Source organism: Anaerococcus martiniensis, from assembly GCF_043187485.1.
Taxonomy (GTDB): domain Bacteria; phylum Bacillota; class Clostridia; order Tissierellales; family Peptoniphilaceae; genus Anaerococcus; species Anaerococcus martiniensis.
Genome location: NZ_CP171106.1, coordinates 1,131,300 through 1,154,151, shown reverse-complemented (window position 1 = coordinate 1,154,151; position 22,852 = coordinate 1,131,300). Strand labels below are relative to the sequence as shown.

Annotated in this window: 26 protein-coding genes and 1 riboswitch; of the genes, 9 read left to right on the top strand and 17 right to left on the bottom strand. The window is 31.6% G+C overall.

The window, feature by feature from the left end; all coding sequences use genetic code 11:
- Positions 1-1,968 (bottom strand): excinuclease ABC subunit UvrB, encoded by a 1,968-nt coding sequence (gene uvrB, locus ACF3NF_RS05760; RefSeq protein WP_394022559.1) that lies wholly within the window; start codon positions 1,966-1,968, stop codon positions 1-3.
- 308 nt (positions 1,969-2,276) lie between these two features.
- On the opposite strand from uvrB, the gene ACF3NF_RS05755 reads away from it, so the two are divergent.
- Positions 2,277-2,906 (top strand): PepSY domain-containing protein, encoded by a 630-nt coding sequence (locus tag ACF3NF_RS05755; protein ID WP_394022558.1) that lies wholly within the window; start codon positions 2,277-2,279, stop codon positions 2,904-2,906.
- Between the two features lie 35 nt (positions 2,907-2,941).
- Here the strand turns inward: ACF3NF_RS05755 and ACF3NF_RS05750 are convergent, their stop codons facing one another.
- The 5 genes from ACF3NF_RS05750 to ACF3NF_RS05730 all read right to left on the bottom strand — a co-directional run bounded on the left by ACF3NF_RS05750 (position 2,942) and on the right by ACF3NF_RS05730 (position 5,442).
- Entirely contained in the window at positions 2,942-3,103 is a 162-nt protein-coding gene (locus ACF3NF_RS05750; protein ID WP_394022557.1) for a hypothetical protein, read from the bottom strand.
- A gap of 64 nt (positions 3,104-3,167) precedes the next feature.
- Positions 3,168-3,338: a hypothetical protein gene (locus ACF3NF_RS05745; RefSeq protein ID WP_262121677.1), complete on the bottom strand. Its 171-nt coding sequence runs from the start codon at positions 3,336-3,338 to the stop codon at positions 3,168-3,170.
- 79 nt (positions 3,339-3,417) lie between these two features.
- Positions 3,418-3,591: a hypothetical protein gene (locus ACF3NF_RS05740; protein WP_394022556.1), complete on the bottom strand. Its 174-nt coding sequence runs from the start codon at positions 3,589-3,591 to the stop codon at positions 3,418-3,420.
- Positions 3,592-3,603: 12 nt separating this feature from the next.
- Positions 3,604-4,734 (bottom strand): hypothetical protein, encoded by a 1,131-nt coding sequence (locus tag ACF3NF_RS05735; protein ID WP_394022555.1) that lies wholly within the window; start codon positions 4,732-4,734, stop codon positions 3,604-3,606.
- A 3-nt stretch (positions 4,735-4,737) separates the two neighbouring features.
- Entirely contained in the window at positions 4,738-5,442 is a 705-nt protein-coding gene (locus ACF3NF_RS05730; protein ID WP_394022554.1) for an ATP-binding cassette domain-containing protein, read from the bottom strand.
- A 114-nt stretch (positions 5,443-5,556) separates the two neighbouring features.
- Between ACF3NF_RS05730 and ACF3NF_RS05725 the strand changes: the two genes are divergently transcribed.
- The 4 genes from ACF3NF_RS05725 (at position 5,557) to ACF3NF_RS05710 (ending at position 9,048) form a co-directional block, all read left to right on the top strand.
- Positions 5,557-6,558, top strand: a complete 1,002-nt coding sequence (locus ACF3NF_RS05725; protein ID WP_394022553.1) for an ornithine cyclodeaminase family protein — start codon at positions 5,557-5,559, stop codon at positions 6,556-6,558.
- Positions 6,559-6,660: 102 nt separating this feature from the next.
- Entirely contained in the window at positions 6,661-6,963 is a 303-nt protein-coding gene (locus ACF3NF_RS05720; protein WP_203126271.1) for an ArsR/SmtB family transcription factor, read from the top strand.
- 9 nt (positions 6,964-6,972) lie between these two features.
- A complete protein-coding gene (locus ACF3NF_RS05715; protein ID WP_004812500.1) occupies positions 6,973-7,197 on the top strand; it encodes a cation transporter in 225 nt (74 codons plus the stop codon).
- A 3-nt stretch (positions 7,198-7,200) separates the two neighbouring features.
- Positions 7,201-9,048, top strand: a complete 1,848-nt coding sequence (locus tag ACF3NF_RS05710; RefSeq protein WP_394022552.1) for a heavy metal translocating P-type ATPase — start codon at positions 7,201-7,203, stop codon at positions 9,046-9,048.
- A gap of 278 nt (positions 9,049-9,326) precedes the next feature.
- On the opposite strand, the gene ACF3NF_RS05705 is transcribed toward ACF3NF_RS05710, so the two are convergent.
- Complete coding sequence (locus ACF3NF_RS05705) at positions 9,327-9,992, bottom strand: hypothetical protein (RefSeq protein WP_394022551.1); 666 nt, start codon at positions 9,990-9,992, stop codon at positions 9,327-9,329.
- Between the two features lie 180 nt (positions 9,993-10,172).
- Positions 10,173-10,269, top strand: a riboswitch (TPP riboswitch).
- A 159-nt stretch (positions 10,270-10,428) separates the two neighbouring features.
- Between ACF3NF_RS05705 and thiS the strand changes: the two genes are divergently transcribed.
- The 4 genes from thiS to thiH are packed head-to-tail and all read left to right on the top strand — an operon-like array spanning position 10,429 to position 13,164.
- Positions 10,429-10,626: a sulfur carrier protein ThiS gene (thiS, locus tag ACF3NF_RS05700; protein ID WP_203126265.1), complete on the top strand. Its 198-nt coding sequence runs from the start codon at positions 10,429-10,431 to the stop codon at positions 10,624-10,626.
- Position 10,627: 1 nt separating this feature from the next.
- Positions 10,628-11,242 carry a sulfur carrier protein ThiS adenylyltransferase ThiF gene (gene thiF, locus ACF3NF_RS05695; protein WP_394022550.1) on the top strand — a complete coding sequence of 205 codons (615 nt, stop codon included), beginning with the start codon at positions 10,628-10,630 and terminating at the stop codon, positions 11,240-11,242.
- Positions 11,232-12,002 (top strand): thiazole synthase, encoded by a 771-nt coding sequence (locus tag ACF3NF_RS05690; protein WP_394022549.1) that lies wholly within the window; start codon positions 11,232-11,234, stop codon positions 12,000-12,002. The genes thiF and ACF3NF_RS05690 overlap by 11 nt, the downstream gene beginning before the upstream one ends.
- 1 nt (position 12,003) lies before the next feature.
- Positions 12,004-13,164, top strand: coding sequence for a 2-iminoacetate synthase ThiH (thiH, locus tag ACF3NF_RS05685; protein WP_394022548.1), 1,161 nt, complete (start codon positions 12,004-12,006; stop codon positions 13,162-13,164).
- 42 nt (positions 13,165-13,206) lie between these two features.
- Here the strand turns inward: thiH and ACF3NF_RS05680 are convergent, their stop codons facing one another.
- The 10 genes from ACF3NF_RS05680 to ACF3NF_RS05635 all read right to left on the bottom strand — a co-directional run bounded on the left by ACF3NF_RS05680 (position 13,207) and on the right by ACF3NF_RS05635 (position 22,171).
- Positions 13,207-14,736 carry an ATP-binding cassette domain-containing protein gene (locus tag ACF3NF_RS05680; RefSeq protein ID WP_394022547.1) on the bottom strand — a complete coding sequence of 510 codons (1,530 nt, stop codon included), beginning with the start codon at positions 14,734-14,736 and terminating at the stop codon, positions 13,207-13,209.
- 237 nt (positions 14,737-14,973) lie between these two features.
- Complete coding sequence (locus ACF3NF_RS05675; RefSeq protein WP_394022546.1) at positions 14,974-15,429, bottom strand: hypothetical protein; 456 nt, start codon at positions 15,427-15,429, stop codon at positions 14,974-14,976.
- Between the two features lie 40 nt (positions 15,430-15,469).
- Entirely contained in the window at positions 15,470-16,270 is an 801-nt protein-coding gene (locus tag ACF3NF_RS05670) for a class I SAM-dependent methyltransferase (RefSeq protein WP_394022545.1), read from the bottom strand.
- Positions 16,271-16,731: 461 nt separating this feature from the next.
- The gene (locus ACF3NF_RS05665) at positions 16,732-16,917 is read right to left on the bottom strand and encodes a hypothetical protein (protein WP_394022544.1); all 186 of its coding nucleotides are present in this window, start codon (positions 16,915-16,917) and stop codon (positions 16,732-16,734) included.
- Positions 16,918-17,360: 443 nt separating this feature from the next.
- Positions 17,361-17,762: a hypothetical protein gene (locus ACF3NF_RS05660; RefSeq protein ID WP_394022543.1), complete on the bottom strand. Its 402-nt coding sequence runs from the start codon at positions 17,760-17,762 to the stop codon at positions 17,361-17,363.
- Positions 17,763-17,867: 105 nt separating this feature from the next.
- Positions 17,868-18,008 (bottom strand): hypothetical protein, encoded by a 141-nt coding sequence (locus tag ACF3NF_RS05655; protein ID WP_394022542.1) that lies wholly within the window; start codon positions 18,006-18,008, stop codon positions 17,868-17,870.
- Positions 18,009-18,260: 252 nt separating this feature from the next.
- On the bottom strand, positions 18,261-18,509 hold the full coding sequence (locus ACF3NF_RS05650) for a hypothetical protein (RefSeq protein WP_394022541.1): 249 nt from the start codon (positions 18,507-18,509) through the stop codon (positions 18,261-18,263).
- 282 nt (positions 18,510-18,791) lie between these two features.
- Entirely contained in the window at positions 18,792-20,318 is a 1,527-nt protein-coding gene (locus tag ACF3NF_RS05645; protein ID WP_394022540.1) for a UvrD-helicase domain-containing protein, read from the bottom strand.
- Complete coding sequence (locus ACF3NF_RS05640; RefSeq protein ID WP_394022539.1) at positions 20,308-22,008, bottom strand: ATP-dependent nuclease; 1,701 nt, start codon at positions 22,006-22,008, stop codon at positions 20,308-20,310. The genes ACF3NF_RS05645 and ACF3NF_RS05640 overlap by 11 nt, the downstream gene beginning before the upstream one ends.
- Positions 21,998-22,171 carry a helix-turn-helix domain-containing protein gene (locus tag ACF3NF_RS05635; protein ID WP_394022538.1) on the bottom strand — a complete coding sequence of 58 codons (174 nt, stop codon included), beginning with the start codon at positions 22,169-22,171 and terminating at the stop codon, positions 21,998-22,000. The genes ACF3NF_RS05640 and ACF3NF_RS05635 overlap by 11 nt, the downstream gene beginning before the upstream one ends.
- Between the last annotated feature and the right edge of the window lie 681 nt (positions 22,172-22,852).

Below are 22,852 nucleotides of genomic sequence, written 5' to 3'. Positions count from 1 at the left end.
TTATGCTCCTACGAAATTTTCTTTCATATGTTTAATCTGATCGCGGATGTTTGCAGCTCGTTCAAAGTCAAGCTCTTCTGCGGCCTTATACATCTGACTTTCAAGATTAATTATTATTGTATCTATATCTTCTCTATTAAATTCTTCTATTTCAGCTTCTTCAGCTGCCTTTGTAACTTGAATCATTTCCCCGATATTTTTTCTAATAGTTTGTGGGGTGATGTTATTATCTTCATTAAATTTCATTTGGATGTCACGGCGGCGGGCTGTTTCATCCATGGCTTTTTTCATTGATTTTGTAATATTATCCCCATACATGATTACATGGCCCTCGCTATTTCTAGCTGCACGGCCGATGGTTTGAATAAGGGATGTTTCTGAACGTAAAAATCCTTCCTTATCAGCATCAAGGATTGCAATTAGACTTACTTCTGGTATATCAAGACCTTCTCTTAAAAGGTTGATGCCGACTAATACGTCAAATTCTCCTAAACGCAATTCACGGATAATTTCAGATCGCTCTATGGTTTTTATATCTGAGTGCAAATATTTTACTTTTATGCCATTTTCTGTAAGATAGGTAGTTAAGTCCTCGGCCATTTTCTTGGTTAAGGTTGTAACCAAGGCCCTATCTCCTTTTTCTGTTGTCTTATAGATTTCTTCAATTAGGTCATCTATTTGATTTTCTGTTGGTCTGACCTCTACTATTGGATCAAGTAGTCCTGTTGGACGGATAATTTGTTCAACCAATTCTCCACCAGTCTTATCCATCTCATATGGGCCTGGAGTTGCTGAAACGTAAATGGCTTGATTTACTAAGGACTCAAACTCATTAAATTTTAATGGTCTATTATCAAGGGCTGATGGCAACCTAAAACCATAATCAACTAAATTTTGCTTACGAGCCCTGTCCCCTTCATACATACCCCCAACTTGAGGGATTGACACGTGGGATTCATCTACCATTATTACAAAATCTTTTGGAAAATAATCGATTAATGTGTACGGTCTACTGCCCGCTGGCCTTTGGCTTAGGTGTCTAGAGTAATTTTCAATGCCTGAACAAAAACCAATTTCTTTTAGCATTTCTATATCATATTTAGTTCTTTGTTCTAGCCTTTGGGCTTCTAATAATTTATTATTTTCGTTAAAATATTTTAACTGTTCTTCTAATTCCTGCTCGATAGTCACTATGGCACGTTCTGTTTTTTCACTAGTAGTAGCATAGTGGCTGGCAGGGTAAATGTAGGCGTGGGATAATTTTGCAGTTACTTTGCCTGTCAATGAGTCAAATTCGGAGATTTCTTCTATTTCATCGCCAAAAAACTCAAAGCGAATAGCCTTTTGGTCAAAACCTGCTGGGAATACATCAAGGATGTCTCCACGTTTTCTAAAAGTTCCCCTATCAAAGTCGACGTCATTTCTAACATATTGAACATCGATTAGCTTTCTCATAACTTCTTCCGGGGCTATCTCTTGGCCAGGTCTTAGAGAAACAACAAGCTCTTTATAATCGATTGGGTCACCCAAACCATAGATGCAAGAAACTGATGCGACAATTATTACATCACGGCGTTCAAAAAGCGCCATAGTTGCTGAGTGGCGCATCTTATCAATCTCATCATTAATTGAAGAATCTTTTGCAATATAAGTATCAGTTGCTGCAACATAGGCTTCTGGTTGGTAGTAATCGTAGTAAGAAACGAAATACTCCACAGCATTATCCGGGAAAAATTCTTTAAATTCTGTAAAAAGTTGGTAGGCCAAGGTTTTATTATGGGCTAAAACCAAGGTTGGCCTTTGCACTTCTTCTATAATATTTGCCATGGTGAAGGTCTTACCAGATCCTGTTACACCACGGAGGATTTGATGTTTTTTGCCCTGATTTATACCATTTGCAAGGGTTTTGATAGCCTCAGGTTGGTCACCCCTTGGCTTATAATCAGAATTTATTTTAAATTTTTGCAAAGATTTATCCTTTCTTAAATAAAAAGGCTAAAATTTACATTTGCCTTTAAAATTTTATATATGATAGGCCAGTTTTTTGACTAACTCTGACCTTTGTTTTACTATTACTTTCTATTAAAATATACTATTTTTAGGCTAATATTCAATGAAGCTCTGATACTTATACTAATATTGTAATCTTTGCTAATATAATAAATTAATTAATAAAAACAATTTATTTAGCTAGTTAACTTTTATTTTTCTCTAATTTTGTTTAAATAACTTAAATTGGGTATATTATTGAATACACTTTATTAAGGAGGAGTTTTATGAATATTCAAAAATTAAAATATGGAGCATCTGCTCTTGCCATAGCAGCTATTCTTACAGCATGTGGCGGAGAAAATGCTCAGCAAGCTAAAGAAGATGCTAAAAGTGCTGCAAATAATACAGAAGCAGCAGTTACAGAAGAAGTTGATAAAGCAAAAGACAATGTAGAAGAAAAAATCGACGACCTAAAAACAGGTATCGAAGAAAAAGAATTTGCTATTAGCCTTGATGATGCAGTAGCAAAATTCAAAGAAGCTTTCGATGATGATAGCATAGAAATTTCTTCTGTTGAGCTTGACGAAGATGACGGAAAATACACTTACGACATAGAAGGATTCAAAGAAAACAAAGAATATGAAGCAAGTATCGATTCTGAAAGTGGAGAAGTTTTAGCTAAAGAAGAAGAAAATGACGATGACAATGATGACATGGATGATGATGTAGCAATTGATTTTACAAAAATCATAAGTCCAAAAGAAGCTATGGCAAAGGCTTTAGAAAATAATACTGGATATGTAAAGTCATATGAAATCGACCATGACGATGACAGAATTGTTTATGAAATAGATATAGAAGATGGAGATGATGTTGAGCTAGATGCTGAAAGTGGAGACATCCTTCACAAATAATCAAAAAATTAAGGACCTGTAATGGTCCTTTTTTATTACATTGATCTAAAATCAGTTCCACGTCTACTATAAATATAAAGTCCAAGACCTATAAAAAATACAAAAAATCCTAATCCGCCCCTCTTATTAAAAAACATAAATACGGATAAGATTATTAAAACTACGCCAATTATACTTTCTAATTTTGTTTTTTTCATAATTATTCTCCATAATTAAATATGTACAACAAAACCTCCCAGCTGGGAGGTTTTTTAATGGTTCTTATCTAGGCACATAATTTCTGTCATTTTCTGATTTTTTACCGAATGCATAAACAGCAAGTCCGATTAGTAGTACGAAAAATCCCTTGCCTCCTCTGCTATCAAAAAACATATATACTGAGAAAAGCATAGCGATAATACCGATTATTTTTGCAATTTTTCCTGTTTCCATAATAATTCCTTTCTTAAATCATTCTTAGATTATTTATACCCAAAATAAAAAAATCTGCAAAATGGAGATTTTTCATAATTTAATAAGTCTTATGAGGGTTATTTGTTTCATCAGTTTTAAAGGCAAATACTAAAAATATTATACCTAATATAGCACCTATAATTGCAAAAGGTATTTCATTTCTTGTATAAGATAAAATTGCAACAGCAAACCATATTACTGCTAGGATAATTCTTAAAACTTTTCTATTCACTATTCTCTCTCCTTAAATTATTACAAATATTAAAAAAGACAAGATAAAAACAACTGCACCCAATATGTACTTTCTTGGAGACTTCCAAACCGCCATTGTGGTTTTCTTGCCTACAATAGGATATTTATTTTCCATGACATATGCTACAAGTGTATCAATAATTGTAAAAGCTATCAGGCTTATAACAAGTTTTGCTGACATCTGACCTTGATTTGCTAATAAAATTATTAAATGTACAAAAGCAAAGTATATGAATAAGACTTTTATATAATCCTTATCCAAGGATTTGTTTGACTTTGGCAGCATTCTTTTATAAGTAGCAATGCCAATATCCGTAGAGAAAATTGTAAGCAATGGGGTATTTACCGTTGCGATTGCTAGGTCAAGTGGGATTTTAATTGCACCCGGCATCATTAAAGAAACAAATATTATCATTAAAATAATACCCACGGTGTTAATCAAATATACATTTTCTGCTAGAATAAATTTTAAAAAGTAATTAGACACTTTGTATTTGCTAATTGATCCCATTTCTTTTTGGGAAAATATAGCTTGATTTAGGTAAAAGTTGCTTAAAATTATTATTAATATAAAAATAGTTAGGATTGAAAACAAGGTCTTTATTCCTATATTTAAATCAGTCTTGTAAAATAAAAACATTATTACAGCAACTGAAAGAATTAAAAGCAAGAATACCATTATTTTTTTATCTTTCCCAACATTAGTGCTAGTAGGTAAAGAGCCCAACAGGCATATTATTGGGATTATAAGAAAAATTAAGGGATAAAATTCAGCTGGTGCCTTTAAAACATAAGCTATGACTGCAAGAGGCAAAAATTTTCTTATTATGGAATCGATAAGCAAACTTAGGATAAATGATAAATTTACATCTTTGCGCCTTACTGGCAACTGGTAATACATAAGTGTGTTTTCAGTTGATGTATAAGTTTTTGCAAAATAAAATATAGTTGTAAATAGGGCAAATGATACAAAGAGTACAAGTTTTAAATCAAAATTGATACTTAGTAGATTTGGGTCTTTTTTGATTAAAAAATCCATACCCGTATATATTAATACAAGGCCTACAAAATATTTTAAGATTGTTCTCCTATCAAGCATATCCTTTAAAAAAACTTTTGTCATGGCCTACCCCTTAAAACTTTGTAAAATCTTTTCAGATGTTAGGCTGCTGTCGACCTTATTTTTTTCTGACAATTTGCCATGGTCTAGCAAAACATATGTATCGCAGGATTTAGTAATTGATTCTAAAATATGACTTGCCATAAAAATCGACCCGTATTTTTTGTAATCTTGCATAATTTTATAAAGAAATACAGATCCTTCAAAATCCAATCCATCCACTGGCTCATCAAGAATTACTAAAGGTAGTTTTAAACCTAGGGCTGCAATTATAAAAAATTTCTTTTTATTGCCCATGGAAAGTTCTTTTACAGGTTTGTTTATGTACTGGGTAAAATTAAAGTTTTCTATCATATAATTTTGATATTCTTGATCAATTTCCCTATTATAAACCTTATGCAAAAATTCATTGTATTCTGGAAAGGTCCAGTATTTAAAACTATTGTCTTCAGAAAATACAGCAATACGATTGAGTTTAAAATCCTCATTAGAAAAATCAATGTTTTTCCCATTAAAATTTATGCTACCAGCATCAAATTTGGGATGAATGTCAGTAATAGTTTTTATCAAGGTAGTTTTTCCTGATCCATTGCTACCAACAAGGGCAACTATTTCATTTTCTTCTATATCAAAACTACATCCATCCAAAATATTTTTATCAGTCTCATACCAAGATTCTAAGTTATCCACTTCCAATAATTTATTAGCCATATCAAGTCTCCTTTTGTTCTTTTTATACCCCGATTTTTCAAAATAAATTGTTTTTAACAAAATATTTTTATATAATTAAATCAAAATAATACAAATTCTATGAAAGGAGTTTTTATGCAAATTCGTGTTTTAAATGAAACTGATATAAAAAAAGTTATGGATATGAAGGCTGCTATTGAAGCTACAAAGGATGCTTTAAAAGCTTATTCAAGTGGTGGAGCAGATATTCCTCTTCGTGCAAATTTAGATGTAGCTGAGCATAAGGGACAATCTTTATATATGTATGGCTATGTGCCAAGCCAAAGTGCCTTGGGTGTGAAAATTGTTTCTGTTTATCCAGATAATATTGCCAAAAATCTTACATCTGTGCCTGCTACCATGGTTACTTTAGATAGTGAAACTGGTCAAGTAAATTCATTAATGGATGGAACCTACCTTACTCGCTTGCGTACTGGTGCCATTTCAGGAGCAGCTACAGATGAGCTATCAAATCCTGATAGCAAAATATTTGCTCTTTTTGGAACAGGCGGCCAAGCAGAAACACAACTTGAAGCAGTTTTGAATGTCCGTGATATTAAAGAAGTAAGGGTTTTTGATATTTCAAAAGATCGTGCAGAAGATTTCGCAAAGCGTATGAAAGAAAAATTTGAATCTGATTTTGAATTTGAAATTAAAGCCGTTGATTCAGCTGATCAGGCAATAGATAACGCAGATATCATCACAGCTGTAACTACCGCAAAAGACCCTGTATTTGATGGCACAAAAGTAAAAAAAGGTTGCCATATAAATGGTGTTGGTTCCTATACTCCAGAAATGAGCGAAATTCCAGAATATATAATTACAAATGCCGATAAAATATATGTAGATACCTTTGATGGTGCAGTGAGTGAATCTGGGGATTTTATAAAGCCAATCAAAAAAGGAATTTTTAATCCCGATAAGGATATTACAGGAGAACTTGGTCAAAAACTATTAGGTAAAATAGCCGGTCGTGAAAACCCTGATGAAATTACATTTTTTGAAACAACTGGCTCTGCTGTCCTAGACCTAGTTGTAGGGCAAAAAATCTTAGAAGCTGCCGAAAAACAAAATATTGGCCAAATTATTGAAATGTAGAAAAGATAGCCTAGCTAAGCTAGGCTTTTTTAAGTTGACTTTACATATATATATGATATAATGCTCATATGAACACATGTTCAAATTTAGTAAGGAGGTAACATGGATGAATCGATAAAAAGTGCGAGACTTGAGGATATAATGGAGCTTTCGGACCTTTTTAAGGTTTTTGCAGACTCTACTAGACTTAGGATCCTCCACAAGCTATTTAATGGTCCTATAAGTGTAGGGGTCATTGCTGATGCTCTTGATATGAGCCAATCAGCTATTAGCCACCAGCTTAAGTATCTAAAGGATAGTAACTTAGTAAAATCAGAAAGAAATGGCAAGTCTATATATTATTCACTTGCCGATGATCATATAAAGACAATTTTTAAAACAGGATTAGAACATATTAAAGAATAGGAGAATATAATGAAAGTAAAATACAAAGTAGAAAGTGATGACCTATGCCCAAATTGTGCAGCAAAGATTGAAGAGGCTGTTAAGAAAATTGATGGAGTGAATGATGCTAACCTATCATTCCTAACTTTGAAGCTAAAGATGGAATTAGCTGATGGTGCTGATGAAGATGCTATCTTTGATGAGGCTAATAGACTTGCTGATAAGCTTGAGCCAGGGACTGTCTTAGTGAGGTAGGATATGCTTGAGTCTATGACAGATGCTCACAAAAAGGAGCTTAGAAAACTTATAGCTATAGGTGTGTTTACTGCTATATTAGCAGTATTAAGTAATACTATAGGTGAAAATATATGGATTAAAGTAGGTTTTCTGATAGTCTACCTCATTTCAGCATGGAATATTTTGATAAAAGGGTTTAAGGGAATCATCCGTGGCCAGGCCATGGATGAGAACTTCCTTTTGACTATAGCAACAATTGCAGCCTTCTTCCTAGGCAAATATACAGAAGCAATTGCTGTAATACTTTTTTATAATTTTGGTGATTTATTTGAAAATATAGCAAGCCATAAGTCCCGCCAAAACATAGAAGGACTCCTAGACTTAGTGCCTGATGTGGCCAATAAGGTAAACCCAGATGGTTCTACTACAGAAATCGACCTAGATGATGTAGAAGTAGGAGATATCCTCCTGGTTCGTGATGGTGAGAAAATTGGTGTGGATGGTGTAGTTATAGAAGGTCACGGCCTCCTTGATACATCCTCTGTTACTGGAGAATCCATGCCAGTAGAAGCCGAAGTAGGGTCTGAGATTATATCTTCATCGCTTCTTACTGAAGGGATTATCAAAATGGAAGCCAAGAAAGAATTTGATGATTCTGTTGCAGCAAAGATTATGGAGATTATAGAAGATTCCGCAGAAAGTAAATCTCAAAGTGAAAAGATGGTAACAAGATTTGCCAGAGTCTATACCCCAATTGTTGTAGCTATTGCGCTTATAGTAGCTATCATCCCTCCCCTATTTTTTGGAGGAGATTGGTATGAGTCTATATTCTTGGCAGCTACATTTTTAGTAATATCATGCCCATGTGCCCTAGTACTATCAGTCCCACTAAGCTTTATGTCAGGCCTTGGCCTAGCTAGTGAAAATGGCATCCTTATAAAAGGAAGCCAGTATTTTGAAGGACTAAACAATGCCAAAGTCCTATTATCAGACAAGACCGGAACCCTCACTACAGGGAATTTCAAAGTAAAAGATATAGAATATTTTACTGACCATGATAGGGAAAAAATCCTCGATTATATATACAATATCGAGCTAATGAGTACCCATCCTATCGCAAAAGGGATAGTAGAAAGTCTAGACCGTGATGAAAAACATGATTTGTTTGAAGAAGTGACCAATGAAAAGGGCCTTGGTATAAGAGCTACTAGCAAGGATGGCGACCTAATCAAGATAGGTTCTGCTAGATTTATTGGCTATGATGGAGAAGAAAATGACAGGGCAATCTATGTATCTATAGATGACAAACTTGCTGCAAAAGTAATAATCGAAGATGAAATCAAAGACCAATCATTTGAAACTATAGAAGATCTTCACAACCATTTTGAAAATATAGCTGTAGTATCAGGCGATGGCAAAAATGCAGTTGAAGAAACAGCCAAAGAACTTGGCCTAGATGACTACTTTGCAGAAGTAATGCCAGACCAGAAGCTAGAAATTATGAAAGGCTACCAAGATAAAGGACTTCCTACAGTCTTTGTAGGAGATGGTATCAACGACGCCCCAGTCCTTACCAATGCAGATGTTGGTATATCAATGGGAGAAACAGCATCTGACCTTGCTATAGAATCATCCGATATACTCGTAGTTAACGGAGAATTTAGCCAGATGAGCAAGCTAATGAAAATCTCAGACCTTACCAATAGAACAGTAAGGCAAAACGTGATTTTCATAATGGCTGTCAAAATAGGAATCCTAATAGCAGGACTACTAGGATATGCAAATATGTGGGCAGCAATATTTGGAGATGTTGGAGTTACAATAATAGCAGTCCTATGGGCAATGAGGATATTGAAGAAAAAAGTTTAAAAATATTTTATATAATTATATAATAAAATAATTTGTTTATTCTAATTTTTTACTTCGATTCGGGGGATAGGGTTAAGGGGTAACGGAGACCCCTTACTCCCTTTCCCCCGGTCCCCCTATACCCTTTAAACCCCCACCGCCACTGCGTGGGGCAATGATTAGTAGAAGTTCGCTTCGCGAATTCTATTTTAGAAATTAATAAATACTCGACTTTTAATAATATTAAGAATTACAAAAATATTAGGATAAAATTTAAATTAAGAAAACTATTTAAAGTCCTACAAAGACAACTGATTAAAGACCTCATCCTCATACTTATTCCAAATTATAAATCCTTGAGTCTTATCTTCTGTGGCATCTTCTTTTTTATAATTATTATCTAATCTACTATCTTCATTAGGCAATAAAGATGCAGGTGTACCTGGTATATATAGATAATAATCAGCATCTGGCTTTATTCCCAAAGCAAAATCTACATTAAAATAAATATCATCATATCGTCCATATTCTGAAGTAATTTCAAAATTTTCAAGCTGCATTTTATAAACATTATCATTCATTTGCTCAAGAATTTTAAATTTTCCCTTAAAATCTGATGTATGGATTTCCTCACCCCTATGCCAAATCCAAGCATATTCTGTAAGACCAGCATCAAATCCATCATTTTTTATTTTCCCAAAATATGATCCTGTAAAGTTACCATCCTCAGTAAACTCAAGATTAGTCCAACCAGTATCTTCACCATAATTTCTTACAAGCTGCTGGCCATTTAGTTTTTCAAAAAGAAATTTTTGTAACTCTTCTAAACTCGGTCCTTTGCCTTCTTTCTCTTCTAAATTTACTATATCTGGAGTTTCTTTCTTTTCTCCTTCACAGCTAGTTAATAAAAATATGGATATAAGCAATAAAATTATTTTATTTCTATAAATTTTTAATCTTCCCATCAATTTTCAATTTCCTTTTGTATTAAATTTTTCTTTAAATCTTCATGCCAAAATCGCATATAAATCTCCTTTATATATCTTAAAATGTATTATACTACATTTAAAATATTGATTTTATAATATTTTTTTCATAAAAATATAAAATATCCTTGCAATTTTTATAACTATGTCCTATAATGTAGGTGAAGCTAGGGGTGCTTCATAGCTGAGAGACTTTGGTCAACCCTTAAAACTTGATGCGGCTAATACCGACGAAAGAAAGCTAACTATAAAGCTAAGTTTTAAGACTCTCTCAGTAGAGTCTTTTTATTTTATAAAATTTAAGTCTCTTAGATAATTAAATATTTTTTAAGTTGAGAGTGCACTAAGCGCGAAGGGGCATACCACCACGGGTATGGTATTTCCTTCGCGCTTTTTTTGATGAGGAGGTGAAAAAATGATAAAAGTAAACTCTAAAAATTTTGATTTTTTAGAAAATGAAAGTCTATATGATTTGCTAGAGCGTGCTAACTTTAACCCAGACTTTGCAGCTGTAGAAGTTGATGAAAAATTAGTAAAAAGAGAAAACTTCAAAGATTACTTTTTACAAGATAAAGCAAAAGTCGAGGTTTTTTCATTTGTTGGAGGAGGTTAAAATGGATGATATTAGAGAAAAAGTTTTAAAAAGACAAGATCCAAAAGTAAACGAAAAGCTAAAAAATGCTAAGGTTTCTGTTCTAGGATGTGGTGGTTTAGGGTCAAATATTGCTATGACCCTAGCCCGCGCTGGTGTGGGCGAGCTTTACCTTTATGATTTTGATACTATAGAATATTCTAATCTAAATCGTCAAAATTTTACCATTGATGAGCTAGGAGGAGATAAGGCTCTTTTAACTAAAAAGAAAATTAAGTCCACTCTTCCCTATGTAAAGTGCCACAACCAAAATATCTATCTAACAAATGAAAATGTGCACACTATAGCCCATAAGACAGATATATTTATAGAAGCCTTTGATAATAAGGAATCAAAAACTATGCTATTTGACTACTTTGTAGGCAGAAAAGATAAATATCTTATCACAGGCACAGGAGTGTCAGGTCTAGGTGAGCTTAGCGATATAAAAATAAAGCAAATAGATAATGTTACTTTGATAGGTGATTTTACTTCAAATCCAGATCAAGGATTATACCTTGCCTATGTAGGAATCATAGCAAATCTTGAGGCCTTAACAGCTATAAAAATTCTAACAGGAGATTATAATGGAAAATAAAGACTATTTAGAGCTTGGTGGTAAGAAATTTACATCAAGGTTTATACTAGGAAGCGGGAAATATTCCCCAGAACTAATCGATGCTGCCATAAAAAGTGCGGAAGCTCAAATGATAACAGTAGCATTAAGAAGAGCAAACACAAAAGAAGTGGCAAATATATTAAATTACATACCAAAAGATGTTACAATCATTCCAAATACATCAGGAGCGCGTAATGCAGACGAAGCTATCAGAATTGCAAGACTTGCTCGAGAAATGGGTTGTGGTGATTTTGTAAAAATTGAAATCATGAGAGATATTAAATATTTACTGCCAGATAATGAAGAAACATTAAAAGCTACTGAAATTTTAGCAAAAGAAGGCTTTATAGTCCTTCCTTATATGTATCCAGATTTAAACTACGCCAGGGATTTAAGAGATGCCGGTGCAGCATCAATAATGCCACTTGCTAGTCCTATCGGATCAAATAAGGGACTTGCTACAAAAGACTTTATAAAAATAATTATAGATGAAATCGACCTACCAATTATTGTTGATGCTGGAATAGGTACTCCATCACAAGCAGCCGAAGCAATGGAAATGGGAGCTGCTGCAATTATGGCAAATACTGGTATAGCAAGTGCTGGAGATATAACTAAGATGGCAGAAGCCTTTAAATTAGGCATACAAGGTGGCAGACTTGCATATCTTTCAAAACCAGGACGTGTACTGGACTCTGGAGCAGATCCATCAAGTCCATTAAGGGATTTTTTTGATTAATATGAATATAAAAAATGTAGAAGAATATTTTCCAGGAATGGATATAATCGATTCAGATATAAAGGAAGAAATCGATACTATATACGAAAAAGTTAAAAATTTTAAAGTTACAAATGATGATATAAAGTCATCTTTAGACAAAGATAACTTATCCTACCAAGATTTTTACAATATTTTAAATGACAAAGATGGTATATTTTTAGAAGCCATGGGAGAAAAGGCACGTCAACAAAGAATGAGATACTTTGGTAACAATGTTAATCTCTTCTCCCCAATCTATATAGCAAACTACTGCGAAAATTCTTGTAAATATTGTGGTTTTAGGGCGCAAAGTGATATTAAAAGGGCCAAATTAACCTTTGATGAAATAGAAGCAGAAATGGCAGCCCTTGCTGCAACAGGTATAGAAGATGTACTTATTCTTACCGGAGAAAGCGAAAAATTTTCCTCAATCGATTATATAGAAAAATCTTGTGAAATAGCAAAAAAGTATTTTAAGGTAATAGGAGTAGAAATATATCCTGCAAATGTAGCAGATTATGAAAAATTAAGAAAGGCTGGAGCAGACTTCGTAACAGTTTTTCAAGAATCATACAATAAAAAAACATACGATTTTTACCACCCAGCAGGACACAAAAGATCATTTAATTATAGGATTGATACTCAAGAAAGAGCAATAATGGGAGGCATGCGAGGAGTAGGTTTTGGAACACTATTTGGTTTAGGAGACCCAATAGAAGAAGCCTTCAAACTAGGAATCCACGCAAGCCTAGTTCAAAAAAAATATCCAGAAGCAGAAATAGCCATATCCCTGCCTAGAATAAGACCAACCCATGGTGCAGATGAAAGTTTAATCTTTAAAAATCTAGTAGAAGATAGGGAATTTTTCCAAATCATGCTAGCAATCAGGATATTTTTACCATACGCATCCATCACCCTATCCACTAGAGAATCAAGAGACTTTAGAAATCTAGCAGTAAAATACGCAGCAACAAAAGTCTCAGCATCAGTAGACACATCCATAGGCCATAGATCAAAAAACAACCAACACAGCGGCGGCAGCCAGTTTGAGATAGATGATATCAGAACTACAAAAGATGTAGTAGATGATTTAAATGATATTGGTATGACTGCTGTGTTTACTGATTATATAAATGTATAAAATTTTCCCACATCCTTTTGGTGTGGGAATTTTTATTTATTTTTATATTCTAGTTTTTATATTTAAGACTTGATTATCCAACTCATACACCTTATCAAAAACTTGGTCTATAAATTCCCTATCGTGGGAAACTGTAATTAATACTCCTTTGTAATTTTTAAGAGCTTTTATTATCTCAGGTTTAGATAGTGGGGATAGGTTTCGGGTTGGTTCATCTAATATTAAAACTTCTGCTTTATCCAGATTCATCTTTGCAAAAAATAGTTTTGCCTTTTGTCCTCCTGATAAATCAGCTATATTTCTAAACATTTCTTCTCTTTTAAAATTTAAACTTCCTAAAAGATTTGAAGCTTTTGTTTGGTCATTTCTTGCAAAAGAATCGGATAGATATTCTATAGCATTGGTATCAGTCTTTTCAAATTCGAAATAAGATTGGGGCATATAACCTATTTTTAGATTTAATTCTTGGCATTCATTTTTTATCTTTTTTAATAAGGTAGTTTTTCCTGCACCATTTTTACCTACTATACATATTTTCTCAGGACCAATTACTTTAAGCTCTATATTTTTAGCTAATATTTTATCGCCAGCTTTTAACTCATCGAGTTTAAAATCTAATATTTGCTTACCATTAGCCACTTTGATATCTTCATCAAAAAATATATCAATTGCTTCTTCATAGTCTGGCTTTTGGGTAAGATTTGCTTCTTCTTTTTCCAGACGCCTTCCTATAGATTTTACCGTGTGCATTTTTTCCTTAAGCAACCTACCTTCCACATCGTTTTTTGTAGATCTTAGGCTATGCTCAACAGAATCATGGACTTTCTTGTATCTGTCTAATTTTTTATCAAACTCTTCCCTATCTTTATTAGCTTTATTTATCTCCGTATCTATAAAATTTTCTCTTTTTTTGACATAATCCTCATAGGAATTATTAGAAATAGTGTGTTTTGCCTCAGTCCTTCTTTTTACCTGCTCTAAATGGATTATTTTATTAGCTACATTTGACAATAACTCAGTATCGTGAGATACAAATATTAGCGGAATATCCAATTCTTTCATAAAATTTTCAAGCCAAATCATAGAATTATAATCAAGGTCATTACTAGGTTCATCAAATAGAAATATAGTGGGATTTTTTAGCACCTCTATAAGAAGCATAAATTTTATCTTTTCCCCACCAGATAGATTTTCCATTTTTTTGTTATCTGATAAGATACCCTCTGGTAAATTAAACTCATCTATATACCTATACAATTTGTTATAATCTAGCAAATTTAAATCAACTTTTTCATAAAAATACTCATTAGTAGTATATTTATAATATTTTTCTTCTAATGATTGCGGTAAATAAGCGATTATATCATTATTATTAAAAATATCGCCACTTATATCACAGTAGCCTTCAATCGCTTTTCTATTTACAATGGCCTTTAAAAGCAAAGACTTGCCATTGCCTTCCTCGCCTATTAGCCCCACCTTGTCTCCATCATTTAAAACAAAATCGAAATCCTTTAAAATAACCCTATCATCATCTCTTAAACTAATAGTTAAATTTTTTATATTAAGCATAAATCCTCCTTAAGGAAGTATGCCATATCAAAAATAAAATATAAAAAGAGGCCTACTCACAAAAGCGAATAGACCTCTCCTAGCATAAGCATACAGATCTTATTCACAATATGGCATACTAAACTAGCCTAAATAGGCTAAAAAATAGTATCAAAATTTCCATATTGCTTATAAAATCAATGTACATTTACCTCCGTTTTAATTGTTGGTGTTAATATACTAGTATTATTTTTTTGTTCAAATATTAGTTTCTATATTAGTTTTGTCTTTAATATTTTTTATAATAAAGTCTTTATCTTTTAAGTCATAAGTTTGATTATAAGTGTTACCATGTGCCTTTATTGTCAATTCTAGATCATTATTTTTACTTGACTTAATACCAACACTCTTTACCTTATCAAAGCTTACAAATTTTAAAATTGGACTTGCTCCTAAGAAAATATTGAAACCATCTTTTCTGATACCCGGAAAGAATATTATGGTATGAATCAATAATACTGCTGAGATAGCAACGGCATATCCTAATACTGTATTATCAAGTCTATAGCACAAGCCACTAGCAACCAAAGCAAATATTGCAAACATAAATCCAAATATAGGTTTCTTTTTTGTGTTTATTATATTATTTCTATGGATTATGTAATTATAGATTGTTGGAACTATAAACATTAGTAAAACAATAATTTTTAGCAATTTATACTCCTTTATTACGATAAACTAATTTCCGAGATATTTATTTCCTGCATACAAATAAATAATGGTTACTAGCCCCTAGTAATTCTTCCTTATCACAATGTGCTAGATGCCAGTCTAAATAATTTTGGTAAGACAAATCATTCATCTTATTTATTTGATCTCCTAGTATTTCAGAAAAACCACTTGAACCTATTTTATTTATAATATTAAGATTTTCTTTCTCAATCATTTCAATGCATTCTGCTAGGGTGAAGAAAACAAATGGTCTATTGATAAGCCTTTGTTTGTCACTTATGTAAGTATTGCTTTCAAAAAAATTGCAATCAAACTTAGTTTCAGTCATAGGAATCATATCATGATTAATAAAAGAAATTAAAATGTATCCATCATCTTTTAATACTCTTTTGGCTTGATTAAAAGTTTCTGCCCTATCTTTTTCATTCGATAAATGATACATAGGTCCGAAAAGCAATACTACATCAAAATAATCACTCTCTAGATCATTCATTTCTAGTGAACTTTTATTTTGGGCAGTAATATTTTGTAAATTCTTATCTCTAATTTTAGAGGTAAGCTGCTTGTAATTATTACTAGCAGGCTCAAAAGCAACCACTTCCGAAACTTTTTCTGCCAAAGGAATACTATAAACACCAGTGCCAGCACCAATATCTAATATTTTTGAATCCTTATTTATTAATTTTGAGATCTCACGTAAGGTAGTAATCTTCTCAACCTGACCAGCTTTACTTAGTAGTCTTTTTTCTTCATCAAATAAATTATATAACCCTTCATTTCTTTTCATATCGTCATCTATTTGTAAAATTCTTTCAATATCCATAATTAAAATCACCGATTAATATCTTATTGAAATATTATTAAAAAGTAAGTATTTTTAATAATTTCAGATTTCTCTAAATTTTAGCCCAAACTTAAATCATTAAAATTATAATATTTCACCTTAATGTATAATAAGCTCAATCATCTCTCCTAATTTAAAATCTTATATATCAAAATTTATTTAAAAAAAGATAAGTTTATTAACTATCCAACATAAATACATAACTAATTAATTTCTATAATTTATTTATAGTCTTTATCTTTCAATCTACTTACAAAAATTTTATGTGTGAACTTCAATTCGTTGGATATTCACAATTTATGAATAAAAGGCAGATTATCCATTATTGAAACTTGCGTTTCGAGCTATTTTATTCCACTACTTGAAATATAAGTTGAAATGGTTACTTACAGAGCTTTTTAAGAGTCATCTTTGTAAACAATGGGTGTTTTCTATTTATATTATTCTATGTTTTTAAGGAATAGTATCATCTTAGTATAAGAGAATCCTAACTTTCTGTCTTCAATTACATACATAGCTTCCGTGATTAAAACTTTAGTCTTATAATCAGCGTATTCTTGTTCTGCTAATTTTAAAATAAGTAAGATAATCATCCATGTTCTTATGTAGACATAGTTCTCAATCACAAACTTCTCTTATATCACTTTCATTCATACTATGTAAAATCCCATGTCTTAATTTTTCACATGGCTTCTAGCCTTTTTTCTCGGCTCAAGAAAATACTTAACCAAGCACACGACTAAATATTTCGCGTTCATATAGATACATAGCAGCTGGAGTATGTCTCATATCTAAGGTGACGTATTGCTACGGGTTTAAATCTCTAACTTAACTCTAACTTAACGTTTTTAAACTTCTACAATATACTTACACACAATTTCACAAAGAATAAACTTTTTTATAAATTTTAAGCACTTTATCATGTTCTTTGCTCTAAAAATATATTATATGTATTAACTATTTTTCTATCGCATTATTTTTGGTTGTATTGATTTTTAACTTTTTCATGTCTATTCCCATTCTTCGTTCTCAACTATGCTTTAATTTTAAGAACGAATTAATTCTTTTCTTAATTATCTTCTCCCAATATTTTTATAATGTCTTCTGCAGAAGGATTATTACCTAATTTTGCAATCTTTTGAAATTTCTTAGGTTCAAAAAATAATGGACCCATCATTTCTAAGAGCATGTCATTCAACTTATCATTATTTTTTGATTTACTTTCTGCCTCCAATATCTTTATTTTACTTTCAGCTTCCGCATTAATTTTTTCGATTTCTCTCTCTGTGTCAGCCTTTATTTTTTTGATTTCTCTATCTGTATCCGCCTTGATACTTTCTAGTTCTCGCGCCGTTGCTTCTTTTACAGCATAAATTTCTGAATTAGCTTTTTTAGTAGCACCTAAGTAACTAAAGATTGCTGCAACAGTAGCTGGACCAAATATTTTAAGTATCTCTATTAAATCATTCATACTCACACCTCCTTACAATATTCTAAGTGTCTGTTACAATTACGAACTAATCATCTACATATATTTTATATAGTTTAAGAAGTTCTGCTACGCACTCTGATTCTGTCATAGTCCTCCAATCGAAACCATTGCCTCCATGATAGTCTTGTCATTCTTTTGATATGTTTTTCTTAGTTCGACAGGTATAGTTAACTCATCATATAGATCAGTAGGAGAGTATTCTAGATATAATACTCTCTCAACCAATATGGACTGAGCAGTGTTCTCTATTTTAGAAACAACTCTTTTATCTAAGTTTGGCCCAGGAATGTATTGTAAACTAAGGTATTAGAATACCTGTAGTCACGCTTTAATCATCCAGAAAAGACTCTCATCCATTAGATATGAACATTTGAAGTTAATATCCCGAATCCTTATATAATTGCATTATCCACATAAAATAGAGCATTCGTATCAACCTTTATTAGGCATAAAATCCATAGATATATAACGCCTATTTTACGATAAAGCTACTGGAACTTCAATATTTGTTATATTTGGAACTTGAGTTTGGAAAAATAAAGCTGATCTATCTGTCAATTTCTGAATGATTTCAACATCACTATATGTTCTAAACTCTTGTACTTTCTTAACTACATTTTTGACCAGGGAATAGCTATTAATTATTTGCGGAGGACAATCAATTAGATATAAACTATAATCCATTTCATCATGATTGTTACGATTTATAAATGATCTTGCATTCAAATACTCGTATATATGGGGCAATCGCTGGATTACTTTTTATCAATTGATTTTTATTCGATTAGAACATGAGTAGTCGGTATATAGCCATCAATAAAAACTTTTGTTATCAAGTAAGAATTTATCAAATTCTACTGGATTCCCTACATCGTATACTTGATTTATAAGTGACAACCAGAATCTTGCTGAATCTCTTTTTTCTTAACCTATACCTTCCCATTTTTTAACGAACTCTTTCTCTGTTTTTTATTTGTTCTCTCTGAGTTATCATTTCTACCTCCACAATTAACTAATCACACGTATTAAACTATTAATGTTCACTCCTCTGTCGTTCATTATTTTATGAAGATTTTTAATAAAGGCATTTGAGTAGCAATTCCCGCTGAAGTGAACTATAATAAGTTTGCTTATTGCTCTCGAAGATGCCACATAATGATTATATAAACTTTCCTGGTTACTTAATGTATAGTCTGATGAAAATATAATTACTTGCTCAAATTCCAATCCTTTTGATGAGTGAAAAGTAAAGGCAACATTCCTATTTTGTAAATCTATTAAAGCATTATGATATCTATCATCCATTACAGTATCATATAACTTTTTTATGTGGTCAATTTTTGTTTTGTATCCTAAGTATTCTGCAAGTGATATCACGCTAGAAACAAAATCTTCATAGAAATCTTTACTTTTTTCAACTACTTTTAGATGATTTTTCAAATTATTTACTACTTTAGTATTATTAGTTCCCTCTGCAGGAATATCTGAAATAAAATCATAGACAGAGTACTTTTCTAATATCAAATATTTGGCTATGGATGTATACATCCAGGTAGTTTCAGTCGAAATATTAGAAATAGGTGTTTTAGGTACAAAGATACAATCTAATCCACTTTCTCTGAGCTGTTCTGCTCCCTTTTCAGCATTATCATTTCTAAATCTTAGTAACGCAAATGGTAACTCTTTTTTTATTATTTTAGACACCTTAATAAACCAGTCTTCTTCTGTTGCAATGACTAGATTAATGCTCTCATTTGATTCTAAAGGATCGTAGTAACAACCGGTTTGAGCAAATAGTAAATTAGTATAGTTTTGTATTTGTTTACATGATCTAAAATTCTCATATAAAACTTTCTTAGTAAAATTATTTTTTGTAAATATACTTTTAAATGCTTCCGGATGTGCTCCTCTCCAAATATAAATTGATTGCTTATCATCTCCAACAATAAATGTTTCGATTTCTAATTTATCACATAAGTACATAAAGAAAGTATGCATATCTCCATCACAATCTTGATATTCATCTATGTACAACTTGAAGTATTTAGCTTTTAAATAAAGTTGGCAAGCATTGGAATTTTTTACTATATGTAGAGCTAATTCAAAAATAAAATTCCCCGCGTTATTTCCATATGATCCTAATAATGATTCTTCCTTTAATTTAAATACTCCTGAATCAAAGTCTTTTACATCAGCCGAATAATAATCCGTGTCCATATCTTTATCAAATTCATTACCATAAATATCTTTTGCAAATGGCTTTATAACTTCTTCGATTACAAAACTATTATTAGTTCCAATAAAATGGGAACTAGTATCTATAGTTAATCTCTCTTTAATTTCCTTAGCCGCTTTAATAGTGAATGTTATAGCAGCTACTGACTTGTGTGTTGTGTTATCGTTGATGTCTTTAAAAATCTTTTCTACCATCGTGTATGTTTTACCAGTACCAGCGCTAGCTGAAACCACCAGATTCCCCGGAGCATTAATTATATCTTTCTGATGTTCTGTAGGTTGTTTAGTACTATGCATCATAATCAATCACTCTCTTTAAACAAGCAAAATTGTAATTATTAAAAATTTCCTCACAATCTTTATCTTCAAGATTTTGTACTAGCTCATACATATTGTAATATTTAGAACTTTGTAAATAACTTACAGGATTATTATCACCAAGAATTTGTACTAATCTTTGTCCAAGACATTCATACAGGTCATTCTCTAAATCTACTCTTGATAAAAATACCGCATCCGATTCTCGGAGATTATCTAAAATCTTTTGATTCTTATCATATAACTCACGCTTTGCATCTATGGTATTTTCCTCAACAGCATCAGTAGGTAAAGCATATTTTCCTATACACTTGTTTATTCTTGATAAGCCTAAGACACTATACTTATTCTTGCCATTAATCTTTCTTAAGTCGTTGTCAGTTTTTACTACAACTCTTATTCCTAATGGCTTTAGTATGGAAATATAAGGTTTAAAACCAACCCCGTGTATAGGCAAAATATATATACCATCTGCTTCAAAGTTTGGTGATAACATAGATAAAACTTTTGTAAATAAAATTTCCTCTGAAGGTCCTTCAACTAAAAGTACACTACTGGCAAATAGTGCTTCAGATAGAAATCTATTTAAGATTCTTTTACTATTTTTATAATCAATCGGAACTATATACATGATACTTTTACTTGCAACTTGTAACTTTGAATATATTCTTATTAAGTTTACGTTATCCATTTCATATAAAATATATGGTGAATGTGTAGTTAAAAATATGTAGTTATATTGATTATTTGTAAATAAAATACTCGAAAGTAAAATTTGCATTGACTTATGCAAATGATTTTCTGGTTCTTCTATAAAAAATAAAAGTATTTTTTTTTCTAAATTTTCTTTAGCTAGAATATCATAAACCGAGTAAGCCAACATTTTTCGCATACCATCACCTGAAGTAGGATATAAGTTCTCATCATCCTCTTGGTGAATATACGGAACTATATTAGAGAATAAACCAGTTACAGCTATTTCAGATTTTATTGAAATTTCAACTCCTGGGTCAATAAATGCATTGTTTTGTGGTTTTAATCTTTCTTCCAGCTGCTTGACACTAGACAAACACGAAATATTATTATTTAAACTTGCAATACTTTTATCTATCTCATTAAGAATATCCCTGTCGTCATCACTCGTCTGATTTTCCAAATCAGTCTTTAAAAGTTTTTTTATATTTTTCTTAAAAAGAGCAGTGATATCTACATAAGAATCAATATGTATTACCTCGAAAACATAATCTAACTCAAACATAAACCCTTTTTGTTTCATCTCTTTTAGATTATTTAAATCTCCACCCCAAAACAAGACCGGAATACCAATTAATTCGTTATTATCAAACTCTCCTAATAATCTAATTATTACCTCATTATCTGTACTACCGATTGCCCCCTTTAGTTGGGCACGAAGTTTTTGTGTATCAATAGTATTTTCTTTAATATCAATATTTACAATGATTTCTATAGGATCTTTAGTTAGTTTTCTATGATAATCAGAATCTACAAAATTATTTTTCCTAATTTCATAATCAAAGACGAATCTAAGAGCTGCTATAAAATTAGTTTTACCCACATCATTTAATCCAAAAAAAATATTTTTGTTGTCTAAATCTATTCGCACATTTTCAAAGTTCCTAAAATTTTTAATTTCTACACTCTTAAACTTCATCGATATCACCCTTCATTTTGTATTCACATATATCTCTCACATAACATTTAAGACTTCCACAAATTTTTGATAAAATATCCATGCTTACGATTTTATTCTTGCCTAGCTTAACAAGAGTTGTTGATGACATGCCTGTATCTATTTTTAAGTCTTCTTTGTGCATTTTCTTCTCATCAAGTAGTTTTCAAATTTTGCTGTAATCAAATGCTATGTTATTTACTTCTTTCCTCTATCGTACTAATATGATTTTAATACTACCATATTAGAAAACCCATTTTAATATTTCTTCATCTAACTCATCAATCTAGCATGACTTCTTCTCTACTTCATTGTTTTCACCTAGACAGATTGAAAAGATCTCTACACTCGTTCGATTCTCTAGGCCGACCTGAGATAATTTAAAAGCTTTTTCTGGGCTTTCTAAAAACTTTCTTCTAAAACCTATTCCTGTAATAAATTTTGCATTAGTATAGGGATTCAAGTCTTCAAATAATTCGTATTTGGAAATTTAAAGGTAGTTACTATCATCTATAAAAAATCGTCAAGCTTCATTCCTTACGCCATAAGAAAAAGGGTTAAGCTCTATATAACCTGCAATAAAATTATATTGAGGCATAGCCTCCTCCTAGATAAACCTTCATCTTTAACTTTTTAACTTATTAAAGATCATTATATCAGATAAAATCAAATTTTTCATTTAAAAAGGTGTCGTATTTCTACGACACCCAGATTAATGTTATTCGATTCTATCTATCAAAGCTCATCACTCTTGGTAAAACTCTGGTTAAACTAGACTAATTCCTCTAACATCCTTTTCATATCTGATTGATAAACTTTCTTAAAA